This window comes from Bradyrhizobium sp. CCGE-LA001 (assembly GCF_000296215.2).
In the GTDB taxonomy this organism is placed as follows: Bacteria; Pseudomonadota; Alphaproteobacteria; order Rhizobiales; family Xanthobacteraceae; genus Bradyrhizobium.
Genome location: NZ_CP013949.1, coordinates 4,964,920 through 4,989,503, shown reverse-complemented (window position 1 = coordinate 4,989,503; position 24,584 = coordinate 4,964,920). Strand labels below are relative to the sequence as shown.

General features: G+C 57.4%; 32 protein-coding genes and 2 tRNA genes. 13 read left to right on the top strand and 21 right to left on the bottom strand.

The window, feature by feature from the left end; translation table 11 throughout:
• The first annotated feature begins 34 nt into the window (after nt 1–34).
• Nucleotides 35–277: a DUF6719 family protein gene (locus tag BCCGELA001_RS39385; protein ID WP_060736411.1), complete on the top strand. Its 243-nt coding sequence runs from the start codon at nt 35–37 to the stop codon at nt 275–277.
• A gap of 25 nt (nt 278–302) precedes the next feature.
• Here BCCGELA001_RS39385 and BCCGELA001_RS23315 read toward each other — a convergent pair whose 3' ends face one another.
• Both BCCGELA001_RS23315 and BCCGELA001_RS23310 read right to left on the bottom strand, forming a co-directional pair.
• Complete coding sequence (locus BCCGELA001_RS23315; protein WP_008549735.1) at nt 303–557, bottom strand: hypothetical protein; 255 nt, start codon at nt 555–557, stop codon at nt 303–305.
• Nucleotides 558–865: 308 nt separating this feature from the next.
• On the bottom strand, nt 866–1,249 hold the full coding sequence (locus BCCGELA001_RS23310; RefSeq protein WP_060737791.1) for a hypothetical protein: 384 nt from the start codon (nt 1,247–1,249) through the stop codon (nt 866–868).
• A gap of 101 nt (nt 1,250–1,350) precedes the next feature.
• Between BCCGELA001_RS23310 and BCCGELA001_RS38460 the strand changes: the two genes are divergently transcribed.
• On the top strand, nt 1,351–1,515 hold the full coding sequence (locus BCCGELA001_RS38460; protein ID WP_008549730.1) for a hypothetical protein: 165 nt from the start codon (nt 1,351–1,353) through the stop codon (nt 1,513–1,515).
• A 3-nt stretch (nt 1,516–1,518) separates the two neighbouring features.
• On the opposite strand, the gene BCCGELA001_RS23305 is transcribed toward BCCGELA001_RS38460, so the two are convergent.
• Nucleotides 1,519–1,710, bottom strand: a complete 192-nt coding sequence (locus tag BCCGELA001_RS23305) for a hypothetical protein (protein WP_236840739.1) — start codon at nt 1,708–1,710, stop codon at nt 1,519–1,521.
• 467 nt (nt 1,711–2,177) lie between these two features.
• Between BCCGELA001_RS23305 and BCCGELA001_RS23300 the strand changes: the two genes are divergently transcribed.
• On the top strand, nt 2,178–2,873 hold the full coding sequence (locus tag BCCGELA001_RS23300) for a class I SAM-dependent methyltransferase (RefSeq protein ID WP_008549726.1): 696 nt from the start codon (nt 2,178–2,180) through the stop codon (nt 2,871–2,873).
• Here BCCGELA001_RS23300 and BCCGELA001_RS36130 read toward each other — a convergent pair.
• Together BCCGELA001_RS36130 and BCCGELA001_RS37285 are read right to left on the bottom strand one after the other, a co-directional pair.
• Nucleotides 2,852–4,516 carry a recombinase family protein gene (locus BCCGELA001_RS36130; protein ID WP_083543380.1) on the bottom strand — a complete coding sequence of 555 codons (1,665 nt, stop codon included), beginning with the start codon at nt 4,514–4,516 and terminating at the stop codon, nt 2,852–2,854. The two genes, BCCGELA001_RS23300 and BCCGELA001_RS36130, sit on opposite strands and share 22 nt — an antisense overlap.
• Nucleotides 4,500–4,685 (bottom strand): hypothetical protein, encoded by a 186-nt coding sequence (locus BCCGELA001_RS37285; RefSeq protein WP_144441426.1) that lies wholly within the window; start codon nt 4,683–4,685, stop codon nt 4,500–4,502. The genes BCCGELA001_RS36130 and BCCGELA001_RS37285 overlap by 17 nt, the downstream gene beginning before the upstream one ends.
• A 54-nt stretch (nt 4,686–4,739) precedes the next feature.
• On the opposite strand from BCCGELA001_RS37285, the gene BCCGELA001_RS23295 reads away from it, so the two are divergent.
• From BCCGELA001_RS23295 to BCCGELA001_RS38890, 3 genes are all read left to right on the top strand, one after another.
• A complete protein-coding gene (locus BCCGELA001_RS23295) occupies nt 4,740–4,976 on the top strand; it encodes a helix-turn-helix domain-containing protein (RefSeq protein WP_008568146.1) in 237 nt (78 codons plus the stop codon).
• Nucleotides 4,977–5,065: 89 nt separating this feature from the next.
• Nucleotides 5,066–5,692, top strand: a complete 627-nt coding sequence (locus BCCGELA001_RS37280) for a hypothetical protein (RefSeq protein WP_144441425.1) — start codon at nt 5,066–5,068, stop codon at nt 5,690–5,692.
• 617 nt (nt 5,693–6,309) lie between these two features.
• The gene (locus BCCGELA001_RS38890; RefSeq protein ID WP_236840738.1) at nt 6,310–7,065 is read left to right on the top strand and encodes a hypothetical protein; all 756 of its coding nucleotides are present in this window, start codon (nt 6,310–6,312) and stop codon (nt 7,063–7,065) included.
• Nucleotides 7,066–7,128: 63 nt separating this feature from the next.
• On the opposite strand, the gene BCCGELA001_RS23285 is transcribed toward BCCGELA001_RS38890, so the two are convergent.
• Nucleotides 7,129–7,323 (bottom strand): hypothetical protein, encoded by a 195-nt coding sequence (locus BCCGELA001_RS23285; RefSeq protein WP_008549712.1) that lies wholly within the window; start codon nt 7,321–7,323, stop codon nt 7,129–7,131.
• Entirely contained in the window at nt 7,320–7,898 is a 579-nt protein-coding gene (locus BCCGELA001_RS23280; RefSeq protein ID WP_144441424.1) for a hypothetical protein, read from the bottom strand. The genes BCCGELA001_RS23285 and BCCGELA001_RS23280 overlap by 4 nt, the downstream gene beginning before the upstream one ends.
• A gap of 319 nt (nt 7,899–8,217) precedes the next feature.
• Here BCCGELA001_RS23280 and BCCGELA001_RS23275 point away from each other — a divergent pair, with 319 nt between their 5' ends.
• On the top strand, nt 8,218–8,433 hold the full coding sequence (locus BCCGELA001_RS23275; protein ID WP_008549708.1) for a hypothetical protein: 216 nt from the start codon (nt 8,218–8,220) through the stop codon (nt 8,431–8,433).
• 240 nt (nt 8,434–8,673) lie between these two features.
• Here the strand turns inward: BCCGELA001_RS23275 and BCCGELA001_RS23270 are convergent, their stop codons facing one another.
• Complete coding sequence (locus tag BCCGELA001_RS23270) at nt 8,674–9,522, bottom strand: bifunctional DNA primase/polymerase (RefSeq protein ID WP_236840737.1); 849 nt, start codon at nt 9,520–9,522, stop codon at nt 8,674–8,676.
• Nucleotides 9,523–9,817: 295 nt separating this feature from the next.
• Nucleotides 9,818–10,144 carry a P27 family phage terminase small subunit gene (locus tag BCCGELA001_RS36125; protein WP_008549704.1) on the bottom strand — a complete coding sequence of 109 codons (327 nt, stop codon included), beginning with the start codon at nt 10,142–10,144 and terminating at the stop codon, nt 9,818–9,820.
• A gap of 68 nt (nt 10,145–10,212) precedes the next feature.
• Between BCCGELA001_RS36125 and BCCGELA001_RS36120 the strand changes: the two genes are divergently transcribed.
• Complete coding sequence (locus BCCGELA001_RS36120; RefSeq protein WP_083543378.1) at nt 10,213–11,097, top strand: esterase/lipase family protein; 885 nt, start codon at nt 10,213–10,215, stop codon at nt 11,095–11,097.
• 125 nt (nt 11,098–11,222) lie between these two features.
• Here the strand turns inward: BCCGELA001_RS36120 and BCCGELA001_RS23265 are convergent, their stop codons facing one another.
• From BCCGELA001_RS23265 to BCCGELA001_RS23240, 6 genes are all read right to left on the bottom strand, one after another.
• A complete protein-coding gene (locus tag BCCGELA001_RS23265; protein ID WP_236840736.1) occupies nt 11,223–12,317 on the bottom strand; it encodes a phage major capsid protein in 1,095 nt (364 codons plus the stop codon).
• A gap of 10 nt (nt 12,318–12,327) precedes the next feature.
• Nucleotides 12,328–12,840: an HK97 family phage prohead protease gene (locus BCCGELA001_RS23260; RefSeq protein WP_008549699.1), complete on the bottom strand. Its 513-nt coding sequence runs from the start codon at nt 12,838–12,840 to the stop codon at nt 12,328–12,330.
• A complete protein-coding gene (locus BCCGELA001_RS23255) occupies nt 12,837–14,018 on the bottom strand; it encodes a phage portal protein (RefSeq protein WP_008549697.1) in 1,182 nt (393 codons plus the stop codon). The genes BCCGELA001_RS23260 and BCCGELA001_RS23255 overlap by 4 nt, the downstream gene beginning before the upstream one ends.
• Entirely contained in the window at nt 14,011–14,526 is a 516-nt protein-coding gene (locus tag BCCGELA001_RS23250; RefSeq protein ID WP_008549695.1) for a hypothetical protein, read from the bottom strand. The genes BCCGELA001_RS23255 and BCCGELA001_RS23250 overlap by 8 nt, the downstream gene beginning before the upstream one ends.
• A gap of 219 nt (nt 14,527–14,745) precedes the next feature.
• A complete protein-coding gene (locus tag BCCGELA001_RS23245; protein WP_060736407.1) occupies nt 14,746–15,876 on the bottom strand; it encodes a hypothetical protein in 1,131 nt (376 codons plus the stop codon).
• 85 nt (nt 15,877–15,961) lie between these two features.
• Nucleotides 15,962–16,219 (bottom strand): hypothetical protein, encoded by a 258-nt coding sequence (locus BCCGELA001_RS23240; RefSeq protein ID WP_008549684.1) that lies wholly within the window; start codon nt 16,217–16,219, stop codon nt 15,962–15,964.
• A 459-nt stretch (nt 16,220–16,678) separates the two neighbouring features.
• Between BCCGELA001_RS23240 and BCCGELA001_RS23235 the strand changes: the two genes are divergently transcribed.
• Nucleotides 16,679–18,331 carry a recombinase family protein gene (locus tag BCCGELA001_RS23235; protein ID WP_008549682.1) on the top strand — a complete coding sequence of 551 codons (1,653 nt, stop codon included), beginning with the start codon at nt 16,679–16,681 and terminating at the stop codon, nt 18,329–18,331.
• 439 nt (nt 18,332–18,770) lie between these two features.
• Nucleotides 18,771–19,136: a hypothetical protein gene (locus BCCGELA001_RS23230; protein ID WP_060736405.1), complete on the top strand. Its 366-nt coding sequence runs from the start codon at nt 18,771–18,773 to the stop codon at nt 19,134–19,136.
• Between the two features lie 18 nt (nt 19,137–19,154).
• Here BCCGELA001_RS23230 and BCCGELA001_RS23225 read toward each other — a convergent pair whose 3' ends face one another.
• The 5 genes from BCCGELA001_RS23225 to BCCGELA001_RS23205 all read right to left on the bottom strand — a co-directional run bounded on the left by BCCGELA001_RS23225 (nt 19,155) and on the right by BCCGELA001_RS23205 (nt 21,873).
• The gene (locus BCCGELA001_RS23225) at nt 19,155–19,448 is read right to left on the bottom strand and encodes a hypothetical protein (RefSeq protein ID WP_008549678.1); all 294 of its coding nucleotides are present in this window, start codon (nt 19,446–19,448) and stop codon (nt 19,155–19,157) included.
• Nucleotides 19,449–19,627: 179 nt separating this feature from the next.
• The gene (locus BCCGELA001_RS23220; RefSeq protein WP_083543377.1) at nt 19,628–20,710 is read right to left on the bottom strand and encodes an AAA family ATPase; all 1,083 of its coding nucleotides are present in this window, start codon (nt 20,708–20,710) and stop codon (nt 19,628–19,630) included.
• On the bottom strand, nt 20,707–20,940 hold the full coding sequence (locus BCCGELA001_RS23215) for a hypothetical protein (RefSeq protein WP_144441422.1): 234 nt from the start codon (nt 20,938–20,940) through the stop codon (nt 20,707–20,709). The genes BCCGELA001_RS23220 and BCCGELA001_RS23215 overlap by 4 nt, the downstream gene beginning before the upstream one ends.
• A gap of 209 nt (nt 20,941–21,149) precedes the next feature.
• A tRNA-Thr gene (locus BCCGELA001_RS23210) sits at nt 21,150–21,224 on the bottom strand.
• Between the two features lie 169 nt (nt 21,225–21,393).
• Nucleotides 21,394–21,873, bottom strand: coding sequence for a hypothetical protein (locus tag BCCGELA001_RS23205; protein WP_060736403.1), 480 nt, complete (start codon nt 21,871–21,873; stop codon nt 21,394–21,396).
• A gap of 285 nt (nt 21,874–22,158) precedes the next feature.
• On the opposite strand from BCCGELA001_RS23205, the gene BCCGELA001_RS23200 reads away from it, so the two are divergent.
• Nucleotides 22,159–22,641 (top strand): hypothetical protein, encoded by a 483-nt coding sequence (locus BCCGELA001_RS23200; RefSeq protein ID WP_008549661.1) that lies wholly within the window; start codon nt 22,159–22,161, stop codon nt 22,639–22,641.
• A gap of 43 nt (nt 22,642–22,684) precedes the next feature.
• Nucleotides 22,685–23,194: a hypothetical protein gene (locus tag BCCGELA001_RS23195; RefSeq protein WP_060736402.1), complete on the top strand. Its 510-nt coding sequence runs from the start codon at nt 22,685–22,687 to the stop codon at nt 23,192–23,194.
• 251 nt (nt 23,195–23,445) lie between these two features.
• Here BCCGELA001_RS23195 and BCCGELA001_RS23190 read toward each other — a convergent pair.
• Nucleotides 23,446–23,531, bottom strand: a tRNA-Tyr gene (locus tag BCCGELA001_RS23190).
• 207 nt (nt 23,532–23,738) lie between these two features.
• On the opposite strand from BCCGELA001_RS23190, the gene rlmB reads away from it, so the two are divergent.
• Complete coding sequence (gene rlmB / locus BCCGELA001_RS23185) at nt 23,739–24,581, top strand: 23S rRNA (guanosine(2251)-2'-O)-methyltransferase RlmB (RefSeq protein WP_060736401.1); 843 nt, start codon at nt 23,739–23,741, stop codon at nt 24,579–24,581.
• The last annotated feature ends 3 nt before the right edge of the window (nt 24,582–24,584 follow it).

The following is a 24,584-nucleotide window of genomic DNA, read 5'->3' as shown; positions in this document are numbered from 1 at the left end:
ATATGAGAATTACCGGGCTGGTGGGACGACGGACATGCGTATTTTGGTGTCGGCAGTGATATTTTCGTGCTCCCTCTGCTTGCCGTGCTCTGCACAGACAATCCTCAAATCCGAGCCGCTGATGCTGGCGCCCTATGAGGTGGCCTTCGTCAAGGACGCCTCCTGTCCCTCGGGCAAAGTGATGAAGGTCACCGGGGCGATCCGCGGGCTGCATCGCCGCAAGGCCTGCGTGCCGATGCCGGGGGAGCAGGCCTCGCTCGTGGCCGCCACGCCCTGAGCGCCTTCCGGTTTCGTGCCGGAAATCAGGAATTCAGCTCGAGCTCCATCCGCGATTGCTGGTCGGCCTCAGCCTTGTTCTGGGCGGGGTCCTCGCCCTGCGCCGCTTGGCACGGTGCAATCTCGTAGTCATTGTCGAGCACCCGGCGCGGTCCTGTCCGCTCACCGTCCGCGATCACGTCCACGACGAGACCGCTCCGCTGCGCGAGCTTCCAGACGTCGGATTCGCTCGGATAGGCCTTGCTGATCTGGGCGTCGTTGCAGAACAGGGCGTAGGGCATGTCTTCCCGCTCCAGGAAAGCGGTTTAACGAGTTCGCGGGGGAAGGGGTTCCGGTCTGCGGCCCGATCACGGGGCCGTGATCAATCGCCCCGCCCTTGAGTCCTTAACGAGTCCTGAATCCCGGAAAAAAGAATCCCTGGGACTCGCCGGCCGGAATCAGCGGATGTTTTTGGCCATGACGAGCGACCTGAAAACCTCCTGTGGGCACATGCTCCTGCCCCTGACGCTGGCGCTGTTTGGCGCCTGCGCGGCCAATTTATGGCTGGCCTGGTCCTGGCTGTAAGCCCCTGGCATGGCCGGAGCCTGCCTTAGTCTTCGGCCGGCGGACGGACAGAGGGGTTGTCGATCGCGGCACGCAGTTTGGTCAGGGTGGCCGCGCAATATTCCTCCCGCTCGCGCTCGAATCGCTCCTGATGCTTGCGGAAATTGGCGATCCGGGCCTGCATCTCGCTGCGGAAATCGCCGATGGCTCGCGCTGGCGGGGCTTGAGGCTGCGGAGAGGGCTGCGGCGGCTCGATCTCGACCGTGAGGGTCTTGAGGGTGACGGCCTCGACGGCGACGAGCTCGTCGCTTGCCCTAGGTGAATCCGGCGGCGCGCCCGGCTGAAGGACGTGATCCGTCTTGCCGGTTACCGATTGGACGAAGGCCATGGTTTGCGCGATCAGCGCGTCGCGTTCTCTAATCCACTTCATGATCCACCTCAGGCGCGCCCATTCCAGCAAACCGGCTGCATGGAATCAAGATTTGTCCGCAAGGCATTGCATATTTTTCCCGATCGGCCGACAGTGATCGGATGGATGCCGAAGACGAACGGGTGGACGAAGCGGAGGGCCTGAGGCTCATCCGCGCGTTCCTGTCGCTGCCGCCCGACAAGCGGGCGGAGGTGATCGCGTTCGCTGAGGGATTGGCGCGTGTCCATGGCCGGCCCGAGAAGGGTACGGAGACCTCGCCGACGTAAGCGCTATCGCTGCCGCGGATTGACGTTGGGCTCGAACGGCGCGCCGACGACCCGAACCGGCGTCTGGGCGGTGGCGTCGATCGCCATGCGCTGGGCAACCTGCTGTGCCGGACCGGGTGCTGCCGCCGGTTCGAACAGGGCAACCGTGCCGGCCACGGCGCCACAGCACAGCGTCACCGCCGTCAGCAGAAACATGTTTCGGTTTTCTTCCCGGATCCGCATGGGTCGGAAACGAACGCCGCACGCCTTGGTTCCGATCCGGCCCGATCGGAACAGCCCGCCTCCGAGACCGGCCCGAAGTGAGGAATGATCCGCGACTGGCTGAACGATCATATCGGATGGCTCCGGCGGGACCATATGCGCTGGATGCATTTGCGCGGTCGTATGTCCGCGGTCCTATGCGACCTACAGCGCCAGCAGAAATCCCATTGCGATTGTGAACAGCATGGCCGTCATCACGATGGCCGTAGCCGCACCGGCGACGATCCTGGCTTTCTCTTTGCCCGTGGTGGAGCGCATCTTATGCCCATGCTACCTCAGGGTCCCGTATTTCCACATCATGGAGTGGCAGAAGCCGGCCTGAGGGTCGATGCCGGCGAGCTCGGAGACGCCGGCGTCTGTACAGTGCAAGCGCGACGGAATCCCGATGTGAGCTTTGCCAGATGATCACCCATCGTCCTCCCGTGCTCGCCCACGAGCGTTTCCTCGCCGACCGCGAGAATTTCGCGGGCCTCGATCTCGCCGCCCGTTTTGAGCGGATCGAGCGGACCAATCTTTGGGGTGCTTCGACGTCGGTCTCCGGCCTCGGTTCGGAAGATCCGGCGACCGCCGCGATCCGGGAAGCGCTTCCACCGCTGCTACAACGACTCGGCGCGCGCTCGCTGCTCGATGCGCCCTGCGGTGATGCCGGCTGGATCGGCCGCATGAAGCTCGATGTCGATTACACCGGCATCGACATCGTGCCGTCGCTGATCGAAGCGAACAACCAGCGCGCGTCGCGCGACCAACTGTCCGGCCGGTTTCTCGTGGCCGACATCACGCGCGATGCGCTGCCGCGTGCCGACGTCATTCTCTGCCGGGACTGTCTGGTGCATCTGAGCTTTGCCAATATCGCTCGCGCGCTTGCGCAATTCCGGAGGAGCGGCGCGCGCTTCCTGCTGGTGACCACCTTTCCCGAATGGCAGGACAATCGGGATTGCGAGGACGGCGATTGGCGTGCGCTGAACATGGCGAAGGCGCCATTCGACTGGCCGGCGCCGCTCGCGCTGATCAACGAGCGTTGCGAGGAGGGTGGCGGCGGCTGGCGCGACAAGAGCTTGGGGCTGTGGCAGCTGGATCAGTTGCCGGATGCGAGATGATTGCGCTCGAAATAGCGATGCGCTGAAGACGCGAACTCGCGCGTAAAGCTGGTGCCGGCTGAGGGGATCACACTGTTTAGCCGACAATCCGGTTCTCCGATGAGGCCGCTTATGCGGCCTGCGACTTGGACTCTGTAAGGTTCCCCACGTTGGCGCGGAAGTACCGCAACGGTTTCGATCAAAGCGCGAATGCTACCCCGAACTGTATCGCTTACCTCTCCTGAGCTTATCGTTGATGCTTCTTCGAGGTGCCGTTTGAAGCGGGCGACTGAAGCGGGGTGTAGATCGATTTTCGTTATGGTCTCGTCTGCGGCTGCGATTTCTGTTTCCAATCGTGCTGCTTCTTCACGGTTGGTCGTTAACTTTGCCGCCACTTCATGAGCTTCCAAAATTCCGGTCTTTACGGCGTCAATCAGCCGGTCCATTTCCTTCCTGCAAGCGACCAAACGCGACGACAGCTTGTCCTTGTTCTTTGCGGCAGCAGCGGACAGCGCTCGTCTCTCAGCGATGTAAGCTTCGACGTATTCACCCATTCGCTGTGGATTATCTATGCTGTCATTCAAGCGATCAACAACCAATCGCTCGATTGTCTCCACGTAGTACTTTGTCCCATTAGCGCAGCTACCACTTTCCCTGTGTCGGCTACATCGTATGCGAGGGCCGCTTCTATCGTGTCCATCTAAGGTCATGCCAGAACCGCAGGCACCGCAACGCAGAAGGCCGGAAAGAAGACGGTTTGATCTTGGTGCTCGGCGAGAGTTCGGCGTTCCCGCGCTAGTTCGCCTCTGCTTGACTGCTTCAAACAGTTCTTCGTCTATGATGCGCAGATGCGGCACCTCCTTATAAATCCACTCGGATGGAGGATTGTCGCGGCGCACTAACTTGCCGGTTTTGGGGTTCTTATAGTTTTTTCGCTTGTTCCAAACGACAACACCGGCGTATCGTTCATTTAGAAGGATGCCTTGGCCTCTTGCTATGTTGCCATTTATCGTTGAGGCGTTCCAAACGCCTCCGCGAGGCGAAGGGATGCCATCCCGGTTTAGGCCAGCGGCAATTTTTCTTGGTGAAGCGCCAGCCGCGTACTCTTCGAAAATTCGTTTCACGATCCTAGAAGTGTCAGGGTCGATATCAAGTATACCGGCTTCACCCTTCCTGACCCTATATCCATAAATGTCGCCGCCTGGATTTCGACCGTCGTTCAGTACGTCCTTTTGTCCCCGATGCACCTTGTTGGCAAGGTTCGTGAGATATAGCTTATTCATCACGCCTTTGATGCCGACGTGCATTTCGTTGATGCGGCCGTCGGTGCAGGTGTAAATTTCAAGCCCTTTGAATGTTAGGTCTTCATAAAGTTCAGCGGTATCGCGCTGGCTTCGAGAAAGCCGGTCCAAATCTTCTGCCAAAACGATGTCGAATTTGGCGAGTCCGGCGGCTTCAACCATTTTGATGAAGCTTGAGCGGCCAAAGACCGACGCGCCAGACTTTGCGCGGTCCTCGAATTGCTCAACCACTACCCAACCCATTTTGGCGGCGTAGGTCCGGCAGATATCAAATTGCTGCTCAATGGATCGATCATTTTGGAGGTCAGATGAATATCGGGCGTATATTGCGACTTTGCGCGCGTTCTTAGTGCGTGTTGTCATTGGCCGCTTCCATGGCAAGATGGTCAACCCGTGCGTGGTGGCGCGCGAGGGCAATTACAAAGGTCTTCAAGGCTTCCTCGTCCGGTGTATCGAATTTTAAAGCTGCGTTTCCTGCGACGGCATGAATGCGGTTGTCATTACAAGGATATTGAAGGTTTGACTGGATCATTGACGTACCCTACGTTAAATCCAAAAGGAATCCAATGATCCTTTTGGTGACAGAATGAGTATTTTGCCCCGCCAGTCCCGTGCGGCCCGCGAGCTTTTGGGCTGGACACAAGCCAATTTGGCCGAAGCGGCGACGCTCGGCTTGGCGACGGTCAAGAATTTCGAGAGCGAGCGGCGAGAGACGACGCCCGCGAACCTGAAGGCTATTCAGCGCGCGCTTGAAGAGGCGGGCGTAGAGCTAATTCCCGCGAAGGGCGGGAAGGGAGTTGGGGTGAGGCTTAAAAATGGATAAGCCGCGCGCCACAGCTTCATTGCAAGTGAACTCTGTGCAACTATAAACACCTTCCGGTCGGTCAGCTAGAAGAGGGGGCGGAACGTTCGATGCAGGATGACACTAGCAACGCCGTAGCAATTCTCTCATCCGGGCAGTCGCTTAAAATCTATGGTGTGACCCTCTATCCGACAGAAGCCATCGCGGTCATCAGCGGCCTTAGGTCGGAGGCCGCTTCAAAGATGGGCGGTGTATCAACTGGCATTGGGTTTATTGGCTCACCAACTTGGGCAATCGGTGCGGGTGCCGCGCTAGGCTTTCTTGAAAGCGTGGCTTCCGATGCGGCGCGTAAGAACGGCCTTAAGATGTTCGCAGAAGCGGACCGGCAAACAGATGCGTTGCTTGCACAAGGGTTGCTGTTTCGAATGAAGGACGTGACTAATAGCGACCGGCCATTACCAGCTTCTTGGTCCTCAACCGCGCTGGTCGATGATCTTCAGACCATCGCGCCGTTATCGCTCAAGCAGCAAGCCGATGTACTTTCACAAAATGGGCTGACGCGGGCAGAACTTGTTGATGGGCATCTAATGCCAATCAAGCGTCAACGATTGTACTCTCACAATGGCGATGAATTTTTGGCGGTTGATACAGAGTTCGGCCTAATCAATATCCGTTGGTCTAGCGTGGTCGGATATATTGGTCCAAATCGAAATTCACCGCCACCATTGCCGCGTTGACCGCCTGATGACCTCCGATTGCCAACGAGTGCTGCCGCGTGATTGGAAAGATTGGTATGACTAGCGCGTCATTCGCGCTTGAGGGGGCTGCGTGGAGCTAATTCCCGCGAAGAGCGGGCGGGGAGTTGGAGTGCGTTTGCAAGCGGCTTTATCGGCCGTATTTCTTGATCAGATCGAGAGCATATTCTAGTTTGTTCGTTAGCCCGGGGCGCAATCTCGGGTGGGCGACTAGGAATCGCTGGGGCTGCAACCACAGCGGTTCCGCTTGTCTCGATAGCCGGGATTCGGACCGGACCGACATTTCTCAGCTTGTGGGGGCGGGTGTCCTACTGTTAGACGATCCCTGAAACTTCTAGAGCCGATTAGGGGCCGCTACCTTCCTTGTACGGGAGCCGGGTAGCGGCCCTTTCCTATGTGTCGCAGCCTCAGCGCCGGTCGGAATCACGCTGGGGCTCTGGCCGTGTTGTCATACGCGCCTCCGTTGACGTTGGCGCATCATATCGCGTCGGAGATAAGAGTCAATGTCGATCAGACATGGAGATAAAATATCTGATGGAGATAGCCTATCTTGACCGTCCTGATTTTTTGTCCTATATGGGGCAGATTAGGAGGGTCCTATGACCGACGAACAACCTGTTGTGGACAAGGCTCGCAAAGAGCGAAGCCCGTCCTTCCCGTTCATATCGCTTAAAAAGGCCGTTGAACGCGCACAAGAGATGGCCGACGCGCATAAGCGTAGTCCTGCTAGGTTGCCAGTAGTTGGCGAAACCTGGGGTTATGGCGCCAAGAGCAGCGGCCTTCTCCAGACGGTTGCGGCCCTTAAGGCCTTCGGCCTCATAGAGGACATTGGGGGCGGCGCAGATAGGCGCATTCAGGTAAGCGACTTGGCTTGGCGAATTTTGTCGGATGCTCGCCCGGGCGCGAAAAAGCAAGCAATCAGGGAAGCGGCTTTAAAGCCTCGATTGATTGCGGAATACGCTCCCCATTGGGTTCCAGAGCGTCCATCAGATGCTCATTGCATAAGCGAATTGCACTTAGATCGTGGCTTTACGCAAGAGGCTGCCAAGCTCTTCCTAAGGGTTTTTGACGAGACCGTCAGCTATGCAAACCTTGCGGAAGGGGATAATCTATCTCCTAGTTTTCAACAGGAGAATGGTGCCATGGAAACGATCGCGGAATCAGGTCGGCCCAGCCTTGGCGACACGTTTCGCGCGCTTGCTAAGGCCGCGCCTTCGGAGCCCTTTAGCATGCAGATGGCGCCCGGCAGGCTCACCGGACGATTCGATATCACTAAGCAAAGCGAAGCAAACAAGATGATCGAAATGCTTGGTGTGATGAAGGCGTTTCTTGAAAATGATGAGGCCGCCAACTGAGGCGGCCCGAATTGCAGGTACCTGCAAACGCAAAGGCCGCCAGATTGGCGGCCTTTGGAGATACTAAGCCCTGCGCTTTTGACGTGCCGCTTGCCGGGCGCGTAGCTTCTCAACGGCCGCCAACGCATTCTGGCGGTAGTGCTCGCTCGCTTCAGGCGAGTGCTGGCGCGTGCCCTTATAGGTTTCGCGGCTCAAGAACGTTTCGGCAGTAGTCGTCGTGCCGAGAGTTCCCTTGAATAAAAGCTTCAGCATGGTCATGACCAGTTCCCCGAAGTTTCATCCTCTTCCACAATTTCCGTTACGTCAAACCCATTCCTGACCATAAGCCAGAAAGTCCGTCCTTCCCGATCAAACTCGCTCACGAGCACGTCATAGCCTTCATTTTCGATGACGCGGGTTAAGAAGTGGTACTTTCCAAAAGCTTCCTCGGGAAGATTGCTATCGTTGGTAACGCGATACACTAGGGGTGGTTCAAAGCTGCGAATTATGTAGGAATAACAACGGGCTACTACATCGAGGACCATGCCCCCGCTGTGTGGCGGCAGCCATTGTGCAGCGATATCCCGATCCATCGTTGATTCGGGCAAGAACTCTCCAAAAGTATCTAAGAGGGTGATTTCATAAGTAAATTGCCAGAAATTGCATGGCTTGAGCACGAGAGATGGCCGCTCTGCATAGTGTTCATGCCACCCCGCATCCACCATAGTCTGCCATCGACCATCTGCACTGACGGCGATTGGTACGCTGAAAAATACGCAGCCTCGCTGATGCTGAAGCGCATGGTCCTCAGGGTCAAAATCGTCTGGCGACTCTAACAGGGAAAGAAAGGCCAAGAGGGAGATCCGCAGAATCAAGCGAGGGATCAACCCCACATTGAATCGGCGGTTAACTCAAGCCCCACTAATCACGTTACCCAACGAGGTAACAGGGCGCTTAAGGATGACCTTAACCGCCCCATCTGTGTAACTCACACAGAATACAATGTTACCTTCCACCAATGAATCTTGAATTCTGCATCGCTGTAGAATTCCGAATTCATCACTTCACATCAGGCCAGGCACTCCCAAATCAAACTAGGCCACTGTGCTCGGAAACAGGCCGCGCTGAATAAGAACATATTGCGAACGAGAACAAAGTTGGTAATTTCACCCGATGCCAGCTTCCGCGCCGAACCAGCACCAGAATCAGAACCGCCTCGAAACGGCGACCGACCAAGCCATAGCGGCTTGCGGCGGCGAAGCGCGGGAGGCGGTCAAGGCGCTCATCATCACGAACGAATTTCTTGAGCGGCGCCTGGAAGAGCTTGCATCGCCCGGTTACGCGCGGGGGCGAGTGCTTCCGCGTGATCGGAAGGATTGGTACGACTGAATGAGAGGGAACGATGATCAACTGTCCTATCTGTGGGTCCGAAGCTGAGCCCTTACCCAAAACAGGGGACTCTGATGGGTTCGATTGCCGTCGTCATGGAAAGTTTAAGGTAGCGAGCACTGTCTTCGCCACCAACCAAAGAGGTGGATGGGAAGGCGCACTTGCACAGGCGAAGAGTCGGGCAAAGTTTGGCGAGTTGCCGCTGATAATGACTTACGATTTCTAACGTCTTGAGCGAATTCAACAGGAAGTAGTTCGCTTCGCGAACGCCGCAACGTCGAAGCCATCATCAGCCATCGGTAACGATGGTCCAAAGCCAACCTGTTCAGCAAGCCACTTCGTCGCCGTGTAGAGGTCGCACGCTTGCGCGAGCATCACGACGTTGATTGGCGTGTGCTTCTCGCTGGCGCCAAAGTCTTCGATGCCTTTGGGGTTAAATGACAGGTTCGCGTTCTCAACACCGCGCCAAGCCGCTATCGCCCGCCAGCCGCGTCCAGATCGTCGGGTACCTGGCAAGCCAAGCGCTGGCACCCATCGGTCGAGGTTACGCAAAGCGGTGTCGTTAAGCCCGCGCCAAATTGTGTCGCCTTCACCGGCCTGATATGCCTCAGGTGGCATATATCCAAACGAGGCTAGTGCCTGTTCCAAGCGGTGCGCTACGTCGTCCGGTAACTCTGGCAGTTGGTCGATTGCCGTATTCTCAAGGGTGCCACTGCCATTCCAGACATAGGGCATCAACGTAGTCGGGTGAATTGTGCGTGGCACGACCGTTTGTCTGCCGTGGCACAAAAGATCAACCACCCGATCATTGCCGACGCTGAAAGACTGCGAAACAACTGAAGAACTCCCCCGATAGAAGGCGCTGAACCCCTTCGCACCGCGTTTGATCACGTCACTGAAGGGGATCACCGACAGCACCGCGCCCATCAAGGCGTGATCGTCCGTGTCGATATCGATCACCTTAAGCTTATGATCGATTGCGACGCAAACACCGGCATCAGGCCACTTGTCCCAAATGCCGGTTTCAATGTCGGTCGGAAGGCGATCACAGAAGCGTTGCCATTCAGTCATTCCGCGCCATTCGTTCATTGAGAAGGCGCCAGGGCGTTTGGTTAGGGGCGCTACTGGAATGGCCGAATACCCGCAATCAACTAGACGCCTTCCGGCGCTGGCGTAAGGCGAAGTCATTTCGGCTCCGGTGAGTACATTCCTGGGCGCCAATGCATGTTTTCATGGTCGCCATGAGCGTCCCAAAGCGCAATGAGGGTTTCGTCATCCAGAAAGGGGACGAACCCGCAGCCGCGCGAGCGGTCTCCTGCCAGCCAAGCGATCTCAGTGTCTTCAAGGGCAGGGCGGCATTTTATGTTGCGTCTACGGACAGGCATTAGCGGTTGGCCTTCAATGCAGGGGGGCGAGTGTCGGCGGGGGCGGCAACATCAAGGCCGAGTTCACGAACCAGACGGGCGAAGGCCAAGCGGCTATCGCGTTCGATAGCCACCTCTGGGCGCGCGCGGGGGGCGCCGAAACGATCCTGATATGTCATGCCGTACTTGGCTAGCGCTTCGCGCGCTAGCTCACTTCTATCCCATGCTTCGCATGCTTTCGTAAGCAGGCGGATGTGATGGGAGTCGAGTTCAAAATCATTGATGACTGACTCGAACCAACTGGCGGTATCGGCGCGCAGATGTTTGGGTGGTATAAAATGTCCCATATTTCTCTATGTTGCTATCAGAAGTTGAACTACAGTAAGGCCGTTTCCTCGATTGAACGGGGGCGGTCATGTTTATCCGAATTGTTGCAATTGCAGTGTGGTTTTGTTGGTCTGGTGGAGCGTTTGCTCAAGCTCGGCTGACTCACGAGTACACGGAGCGGTGTGAACTGCCGTGCACGCGCACGGCTGTTATTTTCGTTCATGGCATCACGGGCTCACAACTCACCTGGGGAGACCCTGCCACTCGAACATATTGGCCACAATTGCTTGCGAACGATATTGGGCAATCAAGCTCGTTGGACGTCTATCGAGTGGACTATGACAGTAGAACATTTGTGGGTCCTGCTGCCGTTGCGATTGCTCAATCGGTGGAGCGCCAACTGGACGATTTGATGCTCCGAAAAAGGTATCAGCGAGTGATCTTCGTTGCTCACAGCTTGGGTGGAATTATAACTCGCACGTATCTTGTTCACGTGAAAACACGCTTTGGGCACGGTGCGCTATCCCGATTCAGATTGGTGATAACGCTCGGAACTCCAAATGAAGGATCGAGTCTAGCGTCGCTCGCACAATGGGCGAGCGACAATGAACAAGTTCGCGTTCTTCGTCCGATTGATGTCAACGACTTCCAGCAATTATTGAACGCAATCACGAGTGATATTGCGGAAAAGCACGAAGCTTGTGCTTCGTTGAGAACATTTGCTGCATATGAAGAACTGCCAGCCGGGCCGGCTGGCATACTTGGAATAATTGTTTCTCAACCGAGCGCGACCAGGGGTGCGTTCGCATCGCGCGGCTTCTCGAAAGACCATTTCGGTCTTGCAAAGCCTTCATCGCATACTGATCCAGTATACATCTGGGTAAAGGAGGCCATTCAAGGCTGCGTGCGCGGCAACGAGCCAGCATGTCCCCTCAAACCCACTCTACAGTGTCCGGCGGGCGACTTCCGGTAGAAATCCGTTTTGAACCGGGGAGTCCGGCGTAGAAACCCGCCTGGGTGCCGGTTTTGGGCTGTTTCTGAAAAGCTTGTAAGCAAGCCGATGGCGCAAGGTGCGCCACCGGCCCGATATTATGTCGTTTAGCTAATCGAGACCTTCAGCTTGCGAAGGGCTTCCGCCTTGCCGATGCCGCCACCGACGCGGCGACGGCCATAGAAGCGCGTCATGCCGGTTGCGGCTTGGCTGTACGGATCGCGCAAGATCGAAAGGCTAACACGGTCGAAGATGCGATAGCCGTTGCTGAAATCACCGAAGACGACGGGATTGGTGTTCACGCCGATATCCGGCAAATCCGGCATTTCGACCACCGGGCGGCCCAAGATCGTTGTGACGGGAGCATTGGCGATGCCAGTAACTGCCATAAGATAGTTATTCGTCGTATCCTTGAGCTTGCGGACGGCCGCCATAGTGTTGCTGTTCATGCCCCAAACGGCGTTGCTCCGATAGGGCGACTTCACCGCATGATAGAGGTCAATGAGACTGTCGGCCGTGATCGCAGATGCCGAACCGCTAGGCGTGTACTGCACCGTCGTGTCCTGCATGAAGCCGGAAGGTGCAATGACGCTCGAACCGTTTACGAACGCCGCTGACTCGGCACGGCCGAACTCTTCAGCAAATTCAAAGTTGAGCAAGGCACCGATATCAAGCGCGGCGTCTTCCAGCATCTGATTGCTAACGTCAACATAGGCGCTTAGCTCAAAGACCTGATAACGGCGTTCACCGAAAGTGACATTCGTGCTCGGCCTTGTCGAAGTCTCTCCAACCCATTGCGCTGTCATCCCGGCCTGACGATTAGGCCAAAGAACAGCGGGGCTGCTCGTTTGCACAACTCGCGCGACGGAGCGAATAGGGGAGAACAAGACCACATTGCGGTCAAGTTCAGCGTTGAAATAATCAGGCACAAAATAGCCACCAGCCGTATCGTCAGCGACGCGTAGCGCCTTCGTTTGTTCCCCGTGACGGAGGAAGGACTCGAACGATTTCCTTTCCGGGTCATTGTCATTCGCGGCGACAATACCCGGCCGGTTAAGCTTCAATTCAAGCGCATCGAGCCGATTATCGTTTGCAGCCGCCTTCGCGTTGACGGTATCAGTGAGGCGAACGAGTGCAGTTTCAACGTGCGTGAAATCGTTGTCCGCCTTGGTCTCAAGGCGGAGCGCTGTAGAAGTAGTCAATTTATTTCCTTTAATGGATTGCCGCTCTTGCGGCGTTGATGGCCTCAACGAGGCGAGAGAAATCAGATCGTGCCTTCACGCGTTCAACAGTCGCGCTTGGCAGCATTGGAAAAGTGACGATTGAAATTTCGAAAAGATCAATCTCTTCGAGTCGCCGCACATTTTTCGCGCGGTCGAATGAATCTTTCTTGGAAACGTAGCCGATTGAGAGGCCGTCTAGAGCGCCAGCTTTCAACAGCGCATATGTGTCTCGCCCCAGTGAGGTATCCAATACGAGTTGGCCGGTCACCTTAAGGCCGATGTTATCTTCAACGAGCGACTTCCAGACACCGACCGGCTTTCCAGGTTCGTGTTGTAGAAGCATCTTGAGTTTGGATGATTGTTGAAGAGTCTTGGTGAAAGCGCCGGGCATCACAACGTCCCGGCCTAAATCAGTGACACCGAATCGACTAGCGTAGCCGGAAAACGTCCCGTCTTCGCTCAGCGATTTAGTGTCAAATTCAAATAGTGCGCCTGTATTCATGCGGCGCGTCTCCTTTCTGATAGCTTGTTGTCGTTGGCAGCGACTAGCTTATCGCCGCCGTCAATAGGGGCGCGGTTTTCGAGCGCGCGTGCTTCGTTTGGAGTCATCCAAGGTCCACCGACAGCGGCCGAATAAGATTCGGTTCGTGCCTGCAAGTTGGCCCTGGTCAGCGCCGAAGTATCAAACTCAATCGAGTGAGTTAGCCGCTCTTCAGGCGAGAACATGGTGCGGTTCAGCACGCCCTGCCATTGGAGAATCCAAGGCATCAGGGTCGAGTCCAAGAATGACCGGTTCATTTCGACCGAATTGCCCCATGTCGCGCGCCCTAGCTCTGACAGAAGGTGCGGGGGGACGCGGAACGCGCGAGATATCTCTTCGATCTGAAACTTGCGAAGTTCGATGAATTGCAGATCGACGCTTGAAAACGTCAATGGTTGGAAATCCGCATCGAAGTCGAGAACCGCAGTGCGACCCGAGTTCGCGCTTCCACCAATGTAGTTCTGCCAACCTTGCTTGAACCGTTCCATCGACTTTTCGTCAAGGCGGTTCTTGATCTTCAGAATACCACCTGGGCGGGCGCCTTTGCCCATCAAGGAGGACGCGTGCTGTTCCATGGCAAGAGCCAAGCCGATTGCCTCGCGCGCGTGCTGAATAGGAGCGATCCCGATAAGCCCGTCCACGCTTGTGGCGCGGATATGGATCATGTCGGAATGCTGAACAGTCCGGGCGCGGCCCGTTGCGTCCCTCACGGTGTAGTATGGCTCGCCGGTAGCGGCGTCGTATTCAGCGGTGACGGTGTTAGGCGGCACGCGGATCAATTCGCGGGGCGTTCCGCCAATGCGGTTGACGAATGCGTAGCCGTTGCCAGTAAGTAGCGTATCAAGCTGAAGCTGTGCCCGAAGATCGAAGGATGATTGCCACGCGTTTGGTTGATAGTGAATCAATCGAAACACGGGATGATCACGGGCGATCGACTTACTGTCTCCGTCCAACCGCAAAACGTTAACCGGTAGCGAGGCGACACTCTCATAGATGACGCGCACAGCCGCATTAACGGCAGGAACGCGCATCGCTGAATGTGGATCGACCGACTGGCCGGATGTGGTGTTTTGATAGAATGGAAACGGATCGGCGAGGCTGTATGACTTCTTGAAGTGCCTTGTGATGAACTCAAACACCCTTTGGCCATCCGTGTATGATCATCCCCAAGTCGAAGAGGCATTTGCCGCTAATGGTAAGTGACTTTCGTACCCTTATGTCGGCCCAAAGCTTGTCCTGAATTCCGAAGATGGCTTCATGCTGGCCGTCGGCCGTCTCGATAGACCACAGAGCCCTTGGCAAGCCGCAATCAACCTCGATGCGGCTGTGATAAGTAAGGGCCGCGTAGGCTGTCGGGGTTTTGAAGCTGTCTAACAACTCCGTAAGTTTCTCGCCCAACTTGTTGCCCTGGTCGTCGCACAAGTTTGCGTAGTGAATGGCTGTTGTCACGGCGTCCTTAGCGGGTACATCCGCCAACAAGGCCAACAAAAGCAGGACAACATGCTCCGTTGTGATCGGAGGATTGATCGCACCGGTTCGGCATGGGAACCGTCCGCCTTCGATGAAACGCCGCTTGTACTGATTGATAGTCGCATGGGGCAGGCCGGTGATCCGCGCTAACACGGCCACCAGTTCCTTTGTCGTCATAGGTGTAAACTCATTTCTGAATACTGCGCGCCGCGCGATGCGGCTGTTGCAATGGGGTGGACAAAAAAAGCCCGGCTCGGAGGCCGGATCGTTGTCGGGGCTAAACAGTCCCTAATAGAAGTATAGCCATGGGTGCCTAGCCCCCTCCGGGGGGGGGGGGGCGAACCGATCTATTGGTTCGGCTGATTGAGATTATAGCGTCGCCAAAGCAACCCCCCATTAGAGGGTACCCGCCAGGTCGGTATCATTAAGTTTGATGACCGCTCCGCGTGCCTGATTCCAATAGCGTCCGGGCGGCGCTTTCGTCGGCAGCATCTGGAAATCGGGCAGCACGGCAAGTGTTCCGTCGATTATCTCGTCTACGGAAGGCACTTTGAACCGCTTGGATACTACCGGTACCTGATCGCGGCGGATGCGAGCTAACCAAAGGGAGAAGCCTCTATCGTGGCGGGCGAGGGTGCGCCTGATGGAGTCGATAATCCGCAGTCCCTCGATAACGCGCTGCCGTCCCAAAGCGGCGGCATTTTGATCATTGTTGCTCTGGCTCTTTCCAAGACTCTTCATAGTTGCGTTGTGGAACATAGCCCGCATGACCGGGGGCCATAGTTGCCTAGTACCGAGAATTGACATGCGGACGAGCTTGTCTGCTTCCGCGCGATCAAGTTGATCTGGGGCGTCGAGCGATGGTTGTCGCGACGCACGTTTGCGGGCAACGGTCACAGCGTTGAGTTTTGATGCTTCGTCAAGATATTCTAAGTCATCGACTAACTGCGCCGATTGAAAATCAGACACGTTGATCAGTAGTTTTCCCTTGTCTTTCTTCGAGACCGTCGCCTGCATGATTTCGTTGGTAGGACGCTCGCTCGCGTAGACGGCTTCATCTTCTTCGGGCATGTCGTCATCTTCATTCTCGCCCGTAATCAAGTTTTGCGTCGGCGTGGCATTCGGCGGAAGAGTCGCTATGCTGTAAATTCGGTCAAGCCATTTTACTGTATCCCAAATGCGCCCACTCTCCTCCGCGTTCTTACCCAGTCGCCCGGCAAAATATTCTTCTTGGAGATACCAAGTTCGCGATATTTTGTTGGTAGCGTGATCAACCGGCGGCCCGTGGTACGGCGGCGGCTTTTCAGGTTCAACATCGAACGGCACGCCATCTTCCGCGCGTTCACCGGGGCGGTAAAAGCCTGGTACGTTGCTGCCGGAGCGCCGCTCCGCGATCTGGTTCTTCACAATCGCGGCGGTCAGGACCGGGCAACTGATCTGGTTGCCGGTGATAGGGTTGATCGGCGCCGCTAGGTGCACTTCGGCCGATGTGTTTGCGATTGCGCGTAGGAACTCTTCATCGAGCATGATTCAGACACACGGAATAGTTCACGCCGCTTTGGGCGTGTCGGTTAGGTCGTGGAATTGGGGAAAAATAAAGTGCGGTGTGGATTCAGCGCGTCCGGTTGCGCCAGGCAATCCGACGGCGGGCTTCCGTTGCCCAATTCACCACCTTCTCTAAGGTGATATCTTCGTCAACGACCGGCCCGGCGGCCTCATGTGCATTGTTTGCGACAGCGTGTAGATCGGCGAACGATGAGTCCGGGCGGAGATAGATCACCGCTTCCAGATAGCGCACCATCAATTCGTCCGGCTCGTATTCGATCTTGATCATCGCTTGATAGATTGGATTATCCTTGGTGCCGTTCACGCTGGCCTCCTTTGAGGGTGGTCGCGCTTAGCCAGGCAATAAGCCTGCCGGTTGACGCGATCATCGGTTCTGCGGAGGAAGGACCGTTTTCAATTCAGATGCAAGCGGGTGAAATCGGAAAATCAAAATCGACTCAACCGCGCCTACTTGCAGTTAAGTAGCTGCAATCGCTTCGTGTATGCCAAAATGGCATTAGCTAGTTGAATAGAAACAGATGGATAGGTTTAGTTTTGGTCTGATTCTGGGCTGCAAATCAGATGCGAAAAATCAGAAAAAATATTCTTACTCAACCTGAAAGGGATTGCTGAGTCTTTTCGTTTAAATGTTGCTGGGCCTTATCGTTTGTCAGTCTTCTCACATTGTTGAACGGGTCACCGATTCACTTGATGGTTCTCCAAATCGGGAGTTTCATGTCAGCGGCAGGGGTGCGAGCACCACCGCAAATCAAAGGCGGCATCGATGGCCAACGCTCTTATTGTCCGCAAGACGCAGCTTCCCCGATTTCACGACACGTTCCGCGCCGCTCAATATGTCCGTATGTCCACGGATCATCAGCGATACTCCATCGCGAACCAGGCGGCGACGATTGCCGCTTACGCCGCAAGCCGTAATCTCTCGATAGTGCGTACCTATGCAGATGAAGCGCAAAGCGGTTTGAAGATTGAAAACCGAGCGGCGCTGATTGAACTGATCGAAGACGTGCAGTCAGGCCACGCCGACTTCAGTCACATACTGGTCTATGACGTAAGCCGTTGGGGTCGTTTTCAGGACACGGACGAAAGCGCGCACTATGAATTCATTTGCAAGAAGGCGGGCGTCAAAGTCGCGTACTGTGCTGAGTTGTTCGATAACGACGGAAGCTTAATGTCGAGCATAATGAAGAACCTGAAGCGTGTTATGGCAGCCGAGTATAGCAGAGAACTATCGACGAAGGTGTTTGCTGGCGCTTGCCGCCTGTCCTCCCTCGGATTCCGACAAGGTGGTCAGCCTGGATACGGATTGCGTAGAGAGTTGATTGATGACTCTGGTCACTCGAAAGGAGCTATGGAGCGGGGGCAACGGAAGAACTTGCAAAGTGATCGTGTGTTGCTGCGACCTGGACCACCGCATGAACTGGCAATTGTTCGCCGCATCTTTGATGAGTTCGTGCACGAAAGACGATCAGAGGAAAAGATTGCACGGCAACTAAATAAAGACGGCGTTCTAAACTTGCACGGTCGCCCGTGGACAAATTGGATGGTTCACTACCTCTTGGAAAATGAAAATTACATCGGCAACTTGGTGTACAATCGTCGATCCAACAAGCTGCGCCAAAGCCCGAAGCACAATCCGCCAGATTGCTGGATACGAAGTCAGGCCGTGTTCGAGGCGATCGTCGATCCTGATCTTTTTGCAAAAGCGCAGAAGAGAATGCAGACACGCTATGTCAGCATATCGAACGAAGACATGCTCAAGGGTCTGCGCATTCGACTCAGGAAGAGCGGAAGACTCAGCAAAGACATTATCGACGCGGCGGAAGAACTCCCTTGCGCAACTCTTTACCAACTAAGGTTCGGAAGTCTGCGCAATGCGTACAAATTGATTGGCTATCACTCCACGCGTGATTGTGCCTACGTTGACTCTCGCGAAGAGAGAGTTGAGCTTCTGAGGGACGTGGCGGCCAAGGTTGCCAAAGAGGTTGAGGCGTTGCGCGGGCAAGTCACATTTGACAGAAAGCGGGCATTACTTGTCCTGAACGGGGCGCTATGCGTTTCTCTGCGCGTGGCAAGAGCTTGGAAACGGATCGGCGAGGCGCCGATCTGGACAATCTACCGCCGCGCTCTTCTGCCTGAAGGCTTGATCTTCGCGATCAGGTTAAACGAACAGAACAAATTTCCGCTCGATTACTTTGTGTTTCCGACAGTTGAAATGCGTGAGAGGCGAATCAGGTTTTCAGAGGTCAACCGCGCGAGGCTTCATCGTTATCGTCTCGCCACGGCAGAAGAAGCTTGCTCTGTGATCGTCAAAGCGGCCATGACCAGCCATGCTTTTCAAGCCAAGACAGGCCAAGCGAGAAGCCGCCAAAGAGCAGCCCGCTCCAAAACCAAGAGCGTCCCCGCGCGGCACCGATAGAGCGGAGGTACAAGAAGGCGCCGATAAGCGTTCCGTAATTTCTTTTGAATTCACCGTTCAGCTTGGATATCTGAACGAGTTCCGATGCCTCTTGCGACATTTCACATTCTCCCGACTATGAGCAGTCAGGCGCGATAACAATCACTGTTTTGCCCGACGGGTCAAGTGATAATTCGGGTATTCGGAATGTGTTCTCGGGGTGTCCTTGAACCGGACGCGTAGAAGTTGAATTCATAACCGGATGATTGTACTCAGGATAAGGAAATTTAGGAGGGGGCCATGGGTCGGGTGACGAACAAAGGCGTTGTGGTGCTGGGGCTCTTGTTACTAGCGGGTTGCATGAATAGCGAGGAGCGGCTTGCGGCCAACAATGCCAAAGATGATCAAGCTTGCCTGTCATATGGCGCTAAGCCCGGCACAGACGCCTATGTAAATTGTCGTGCTCAGCTTGAAGGTTCACGGAGGCAAGCCGACGCCGCTGCCGATGAGGCACGAAGCGTCGCCCGTGATGAAGCTCGGGAAGAAGCACGACGGCAAGCGCGGCGAGCCGCACAAAGGTAGGCCGATGAAAAAATTGATTTTGCTCGCTGTTTTGCTGCTATCCGGGTGCCAATTGAAGGAAGAACGATTGGCGGCTGAAAATGCTGCGGACGATCAGAAGTGCCTCTCTTACGGAGCGAAAGCCGGTACTGACGCGTATGTGGTCTGTCGCACCCAACTTGCCACGTCGAGGGATCAGACGCGCGCTGCAAGGCGCTCTATCACCTGCTCCAAGGGCGGCGCTGGGCAAGTGATATGTGATTGATGTGAAACGGCGCTGTGGTCAGCGGCTTGTTGGCGGCCCGCTAAACATCGTTGCCATTGCGTCCAAATGCTGGGTGGCCTGAAACCGAGCCGTCTCGCGCATTAAAGTGTTAGCCTCATCATTCGCATCGCCGTTGCCAGGTCCGCTGCGGTTTAGCGTGTCGTCAACGAAAGCGGTGATTCTTGACAGTACCTCAATTCTGTTTGCGGGCGGCACAAACATAAATGCGGCTTGCAATGCCGCCGATGCCAACAGGCTCGCGGCCATCGCCTCGCCACGCGCTACCGCAATATTTTTCTCAAGTGCGTTCATGGTCTCACCGTTTCTGGCCGAAATTCGATCCAGCTATAATCGCCTAACTATAGCCGGTTCTCTAGTGGTTGAGACCGCCACCGGTCTTCCGACCGGAGGCGGTCGCTTCCGACCGACCGGGGGGTATGGGGGGAGAGGGTGACACCCTCAGTTGGAAGCGGTTGGAAGGCGGTCGGAAGTTAGTTGGAAGGTGCTAATGCCAAGACCGACCTTGGCTTAGACGGCGGTCCAACCGTCATGATCTTGAGCACACCGCCATCAAGAAGACGCTGCATCGCAGCCGCCATAGCCTTGGTGTTGTAGCCCTTCGAGTCAGGGTGCTCGCTGATCTTCTTCGGCGCATAGGTCGCACACGGCTTGTGGCTGAAGTTCTGGCCTTGGGCATTGAGCTTGATGAAGGTCGCAAGGAACACGTCATCGGCGACCCGTTGCGTGAGGCTTGTCGCCGCGCCATCTGGACCTTGATCTAGCACGAACGCACCATTGTTCCAGCGCAAAGCAATCTCTTCACCAACAGCGCCGTAATTTGCCTTCATAACCTTTAGCAAGCGGCGGTCCGCGTCATCAGCATCGGCCTGCAAATACAAACGAGACCGGACGCTATTGCTCCATGCGGTGGACCCGCTGGTCCCCCGACCGCTCATCATCCCTGAAAGGGAAGGGTGGCTTAGCAACAACACCGCGCATTCGTTATCGAGCGCCAGCTTCGCGAGCTTTTGAACGAATTGGCGCACTTGGACGCGGTTGATTTCGTCCCCCGCGTAAACGTCGGCGGCCGGATCGATGGCCACCAAACGTGGCTTGGTATCCGCGACGATCTTCGAAAGCTTTGCAAATTGTGCCGACATTGATATGCCGCCTAAATCGTTTCCGGTGGCCAGAGTAGCGTCCAAACCTGCCATGGCGATGATCTGCACTCCGGCTAGATCAGCTAACCGGTGGCCGCTAGAAGCCGTTACAGCGGCGAAGCGACGGTGTAGTTCTTCAGCATCATCTTCAGCGGTGTACAACAGCGCCGGTCCTTGCTGAACAGGCTTGCCGTACCATGGCAGGCCAAGCGACATCGCTGTCATTAATTGAATAGCGGTTAGGGTTTTGCCGGTGCCCCCGTCCCCGGAAAGGTTCGTGACAACCCCATCGGGAATCAGGTCTTGCACGATCCACTTGCGCGGCGGCACCGGCTTGTCCTGCCATTCGCGCGGATCGATGACGGGCAGGGGATCGCGTGCTAGTTCGGCTTCCAAAAATGGTCCCCAACTCATTGCAACGCCCCGATCAGTTGCCCGGCGTAAGCATCGAAGCTATCGAAGCCGGGCCGCATGCCAACACACCGGCTTGTGTCGGATAGGGCTTCGTTCCAGCGCTCCACGTCGCCCAGATGCCGGGCCAGCGCGGCCATTTGATCGGACGTGAGCGCGACGTTCCGGGATAATTCGTCAAGCCGCTCGGCTGCGGCGGGGTTGCGGGGGTCACTTGGGAAGCGCTTGGCCACGGATTGGCGCCAACGCGCGGTTCTTCGGAGGCTGGCGTAAATCGCCGCCTCGACTTCTGTTCTAGTCATTGTTCCATTGAGATATGGCCGGGGACGCCCAGCCGTGCGGCGCACGAAAAGAAAAACCCGCCGTGCGCGGCGGGTTGGGGTCTATTCGGACCAGATGCCGAATTTAAGAATTCCAGGTCTGTTCTTGTCGGCTAAATCGATGGTGCCGGCTGAGGGGATTGAACCCCCGACCTTCGGTTTACAAAACCGCTGCTCTACCGCTGAGCTAAGCCGGCGACGCCTGGGATGCAGGACAGGGCTCGGCTTGCGCCGGAGCTTTCTGCCCGTGCGCGCCGCAATACCAGACTTGATTGGAAAGTGCCAGAACCGCGAGGTGGCCCTCGCAAGACATGAATCAGGCGGCCTTGCGGGCCGCCTGATGTATCGCGCTCGATAATGGGCCGCTTACTGGCAGATGTGCCGGCGGCCGTCTGCGCCCTTGAACCAGGTGCCGGGCGTGCACACGAAGCCGTTGCGCTCGGCGTAGCTGCGGGTGTCCCAACCACGGTTGTCCCAGCCGCGATCGTCCCACGAACGGTCGTAGGCATAGCTGTTGTCCCAGCCGCGGAACGGCGCGGTTGCGATCGCGCCGGCGGTGCCGATTGCGGCGCCGGCTACACCGGTCGCGACATCGGTCGGCCAGAAGCCCGTGCGGCTCCTGTTCCAGTCGTTATTCCAGTCGCCGCTATTGGTCTGGCGATAGGCCGCACGGCGGTTGCGGTAATTGCTGTCGGTGTAAGGATTCCCCGGTCCGAGGTTCTGGCAGTTGGCGTTGGGGAATTGCGCCGAGCAGCGGCCGGGGTTGGTGACCACCGCCTGCGCCATGGCAGAGCCTGCCAACATGGTTGCCGCAATCGCAGTAGCCCCGAGAAGTTTGATGTTCATGGTTGTTGGCTCCCGTCTTGAATTGACCGGGGCTTAAATGCTGACGACGCCGGACGTTCCGGTGAACCCGGCCATTTTTTCGCCGTTCCAAGGTCAAACGGATGTGAGCATGCGGGGTGGTTCCGACGACAAGTCGGCTGCCGTTAACGCTTCGCTAGCTCGCTTTGCAGCATTTGAGCAGCGCGCAATCCTTGCACATTAGGCTTACCGGAAATTGGCGAGCTGGCCTTAACCCTCTCTGCGCCGCGATCCGATAGGTTGCCGCCGGATAACCGGGGTTTCCTCATGCGCGTTGTGGCGCTCGCCGCCTTCCTGATCGGACTGCCCGCGACGGCGCTTGCCGGCGGCTTCGAGATCGTCGTTCCCGGCCGTCCGGGCGTGCCGATCATCATCAACAACATCGACGCTTCCTATGCCGTGGTCGAAGGCACCTGGGGCCTGGGCAAGAACCAGCAGGTGCAGCCCACGATCTATGGCGGGCGCTATATCGCCGAGCGACAGCCCGACGACGTCGGCCATTATTATCCGACGCTGGGCCTGCGGCCCGGCTACGGCCGGCTCGAGGTCGAGCCGCCCGCGAACCGCAAACTGCCCAAGCCTGCCGAGAGCTATCACCAGAGCTGGGGCGCGTCGTCCGCGCCGTTGCCGGCGCAGATGGACCCGCCGGTCGATCCGCCGCCGGTGATCTACGCGCCCGAGTTCAACGAGCGTCCGCGACCGCCGCGACCTTGGCCGCGCACAGAGATACCCGGCAGGCCGCCGGGTTGAGAAACGTGAAAATCCAAAAAACGGAAATCAACAGGAGAGAGTTATGCGTCAAATGATTTCGGGACTGGTCGCGGCGGCTGCCGTGATGTTCGCCGCCACCGCGCCCGCCGCGGCCTGCGGCTTCACTACGTGCGCGCCGGTCGCGCCGGTCTATTCCGGCTGCAACACCGGCTGCGGCGGCTATGGATATGGATACGGTTATGGCGCCTTTGAGCGTCTCGCTGAGCCGACCACGCAGTACTATTACGTCAACCAGGGGCCGACCTATACCGGCCCGGGCGCCTTCGCCCCTTATCCGACCTACCGTGAAGACGCGGTCGTCGCGCCCGCCAATTACGGCTACGGCTACGGCTATCGCGCTCGCGGCTACGGCTATCGTGCCGCCGTCGCTCCGTATCATCGCCCGTATTTCCGTCCCTATCGCTACGGCTACGGCCCGCGCTACGGCTATCTGCCGCGCGTCCATTACGGCCATGCTGCGCGATACGGCTACGCCCATCGCCACGCGCCGCACTATCACGGCGGCCACCGCGTGCTGCGCCGCTATTACTGATCGCTGATCGGTTCAGCCGACGAGACGCCCGTTCGCGCGATGCGGACGGGCGTCTTGTTTTCTGGATTCGATCATAATGGCGACAGCCCGCCTACGCCTACCGCGTGGCAGCCTTCGCTCACTTCGCGCAATGATGTTGTGAGAGGTTTGCTTGTCTCAGTCCGTCTTCGCCCTACGGGCTTCGCCGGACACCACGCTTCACCTTTCGGCTATCACGTGGCTGCGCCACGCGTAGCCCGAAGGGTGAAGCGTGGTGGGGGAGGCAGGACTCGAACCTGCGAAGCCATGAGGCGGCTGATTTACAGTCAGCTCCCTTTGCCACTCGGGACACTCCCCCGCTCGACGGCAGCACAATCGGGCCGGACCTTGCCGGCGGACCGAAGACGGCCATGGAACGTGAAGGCCGCGGCAACCCGGATCGGGGCGCGACCGGGCGCGTTTATGGGCGAAGCAGTGGGGCAAAGTCAACCGAGGCGAACAGCTAAAATCGCCCCCGAAGGCACCCAAATTGCCATATTCCGGCGCCCATGACACAAGCGAGCGCATGAAGGATCGAAAATTCGGCCCCAAGGGGCCTCGCGGCGGGGCTAAGCCCTTCAACAGGCCCGGGAAATCGGCGGGCCGCGCGGCCTGGCGCGAGCGCGATTCGCAACCCGATGGGCCCGTCATTCTCTATGGCTGGCACACCGTCACGATGGCGCTTGCCAACCCGCAGCGGCGGATCCGCAAGCTGACGCTGACTGAGAACGCGGCGAGGCGGCTTGCGGAAGAAAACATCGCAACCCGCATCGCGCCCGAGATCGTCCGGCCCCAGGAGATCGACCGTCTGCTGTCGCCCGACGCCGTGCACCAGGGCCTGCTGGCGGAGGCCGATGCCCTGCCGTCGCCCGACATCGAGACCTTGAAGCAGGAAGGCATGGTGCTGGTGCTCGACCAGATCACCGATCCGCACAATGTCGGTGCGATCCTGCGCTCGGCCGCGGCGTTCGCGGTGAAGGCGATCGTCACCACCGCGCGCCACAGCCCGGAAGCCACTGGCGTGCTCGCGAAAGCCGCCTCCGGGGCGCTCGAGCTTGTGCCCATGATCACCGTCCAAAACCTCGCCCGCGCGCTCACCGCGCTGAACGAGCGCGGCTTCCAGACCGTGGGGCTCGACAGCGAGGGCAGCGAGGACCTCAGCAACGTCGCGTTGCGTGAGCCGCTGGCGCTGGTGCTCGGCGCCGAAGGCAAGGGCCTCCGGCAATTGACCCGCGAGACCTGCAGCGTCGTGGCGCGGCTCGACATGCCCGGCGAGATCAAGAGCCTCAACGTGTCCAACGCCGCCGTGCTGTCGCTCTATGTCGGCGCGAGCCGGCTCGGGCTGATGAAGCCCGGCGCGGCGTCGTAGACC

Excerpts from the sequence above, each read along its gene's own strand:
- BCCGELA001_RS23275 (WP_008549708.1), top strand. The coding sequence starts at position 8,218 with ATGCCAGCTTCCGCGCCGAACCAGCACCAGAATCAGAACCGCCTCGAA.
- BCCGELA001_RS39385 (WP_060736411.1), top strand. The coding sequence starts at position 35 with ATGCGTATTTTGGTGTCGGCAGTGATATTTTCGTGCTCCCTCTGCTTG.
- BCCGELA001_RS23260 (WP_008549699.1), bottom strand. The coding sequence starts at position 12,840 with ATGAATACAGGCGCACTATTTGAATTTGACACTAAATCGCTGAGCGAA.
- BCCGELA001_RS23285 (WP_008549712.1), bottom strand. The coding sequence starts at position 7,323 with ATGACCATGCTGAAGCTTTTATTCAAGGGAACTCTCGGCACGACGACT.
- BCCGELA001_RS23235 (WP_008549682.1), top strand. The coding sequence starts at position 16,679 with ATGGCCAACGCTCTTATTGTCCGCAAGACGCAGCTTCCCCGATTTCAC.
- BCCGELA001_RS23295 (WP_008568146.1), top strand. The coding sequence starts at position 4,740 with ATGAGTATTTTGCCCCGCCAGTCCCGTGCGGCCCGCGAGCTTTTGGGC.
- BCCGELA001_RS23270 (WP_236840737.1), bottom strand. The coding sequence starts at position 9,522 with ATGAACGAATGGCGCGGAATGACTGAATGGCAACGCTTCTGTGATCGC.
- BCCGELA001_RS38890 (WP_236840738.1), top strand. The coding sequence starts at position 6,310 with ATGACCGACGAACAACCTGTTGTGGACAAGGCTCGCAAAGAGCGAAGC.
- BCCGELA001_RS23315 (WP_008549735.1), bottom strand. The coding sequence starts at position 557 with ATGCCCTACGCCCTGTTCTGCAACGACGCCCAGATCAGCAAGGCCTAT.
- BCCGELA001_RS23310 (WP_060737791.1), bottom strand. The coding sequence starts at position 1,249 with ATGAAGTGGATTAGAGAACGCGACGCGCTGATCGCGCAAACCATGGCC.
- BCCGELA001_RS23205 (WP_060736403.1), bottom strand. The coding sequence starts at position 21,873 with ATGAACATCAAACTTCTCGGGGCTACTGCGATTGCGGCAACCATGTTG.
- BCCGELA001_RS23225 (WP_008549678.1), bottom strand. The coding sequence starts at position 19,448 with ATGAACGCACTTGAGAAAAATATTGCGGTAGCGCGTGGCGAGGCGATG.
- BCCGELA001_RS23305 (WP_236840739.1), bottom strand. The coding sequence starts at position 1,710 with ATGTTTCTGCTGACGGCGGTGACGCTGTGCTGTGGCGCCGTGGCCGGC.
- BCCGELA001_RS36130 (WP_083543380.1), bottom strand. The coding sequence starts at position 4,516 with ATGACAACACGCACTAAGAACGCGCGCAAAGTCGCAATATACGCCCGA.
- BCCGELA001_RS36120 (WP_083543378.1), top strand. The coding sequence starts at position 10,213 with ATGTTTATCCGAATTGTTGCAATTGCAGTGTGGTTTTGTTGGTCTGGT.
- BCCGELA001_RS37280 (WP_144441425.1), top strand. The coding sequence starts at position 5,066 with ATGCAGGATGACACTAGCAACGCCGTAGCAATTCTCTCATCCGGGCAG.
- BCCGELA001_RS37285 (WP_144441426.1), bottom strand. The coding sequence starts at position 4,685 with ATGATCCAGTCAAACCTTCAATATCCTTGTAATGACAACCGCATTCAT.
- rlmB (WP_060736401.1), top strand. The coding sequence starts at position 23,739 with ATGAAGGATCGAAAATTCGGCCCCAAGGGGCCTCGCGGCGGGGCTAAG.
- BCCGELA001_RS23220 (WP_083543377.1), bottom strand. The coding sequence starts at position 20,710 with ATGAGTTGGGGACCATTTTTGGAAGCCGAACTAGCACGCGATCCCCTG.
- BCCGELA001_RS36125 (WP_008549704.1), bottom strand. The coding sequence starts at position 10,144 with ATGGGACATTTTATACCACCCAAACATCTGCGCGCCGATACCGCCAGT.
- BCCGELA001_RS23195 (WP_060736402.1), top strand. The coding sequence starts at position 22,685 with ATGCGTCAAATGATTTCGGGACTGGTCGCGGCGGCTGCCGTGATGTTC.
- BCCGELA001_RS38460 (WP_008549730.1), top strand. The coding sequence starts at position 1,351 with ATGGATGCCGAAGACGAACGGGTGGACGAAGCGGAGGGCCTGAGGCTC.
- BCCGELA001_RS23200 (WP_008549661.1), top strand. The coding sequence starts at position 22,159 with ATGCGCGTTGTGGCGCTCGCCGCCTTCCTGATCGGACTGCCCGCGACG.
- BCCGELA001_RS23250 (WP_008549695.1), bottom strand. The coding sequence starts at position 14,526 with ATGACGACAAAGGAACTGGTGGCCGTGTTAGCGCGGATCACCGGCCTG.
- BCCGELA001_RS23245 (WP_060736407.1), bottom strand. The coding sequence starts at position 15,876 with ATGCTCGATGAAGAGTTCCTACGCGCAATCGCAAACACATCGGCCGAA.
- BCCGELA001_RS23300 (WP_008549726.1), top strand. The coding sequence starts at position 2,178 with ATGATCACCCATCGTCCTCCCGTGCTCGCCCACGAGCGTTTCCTCGCC.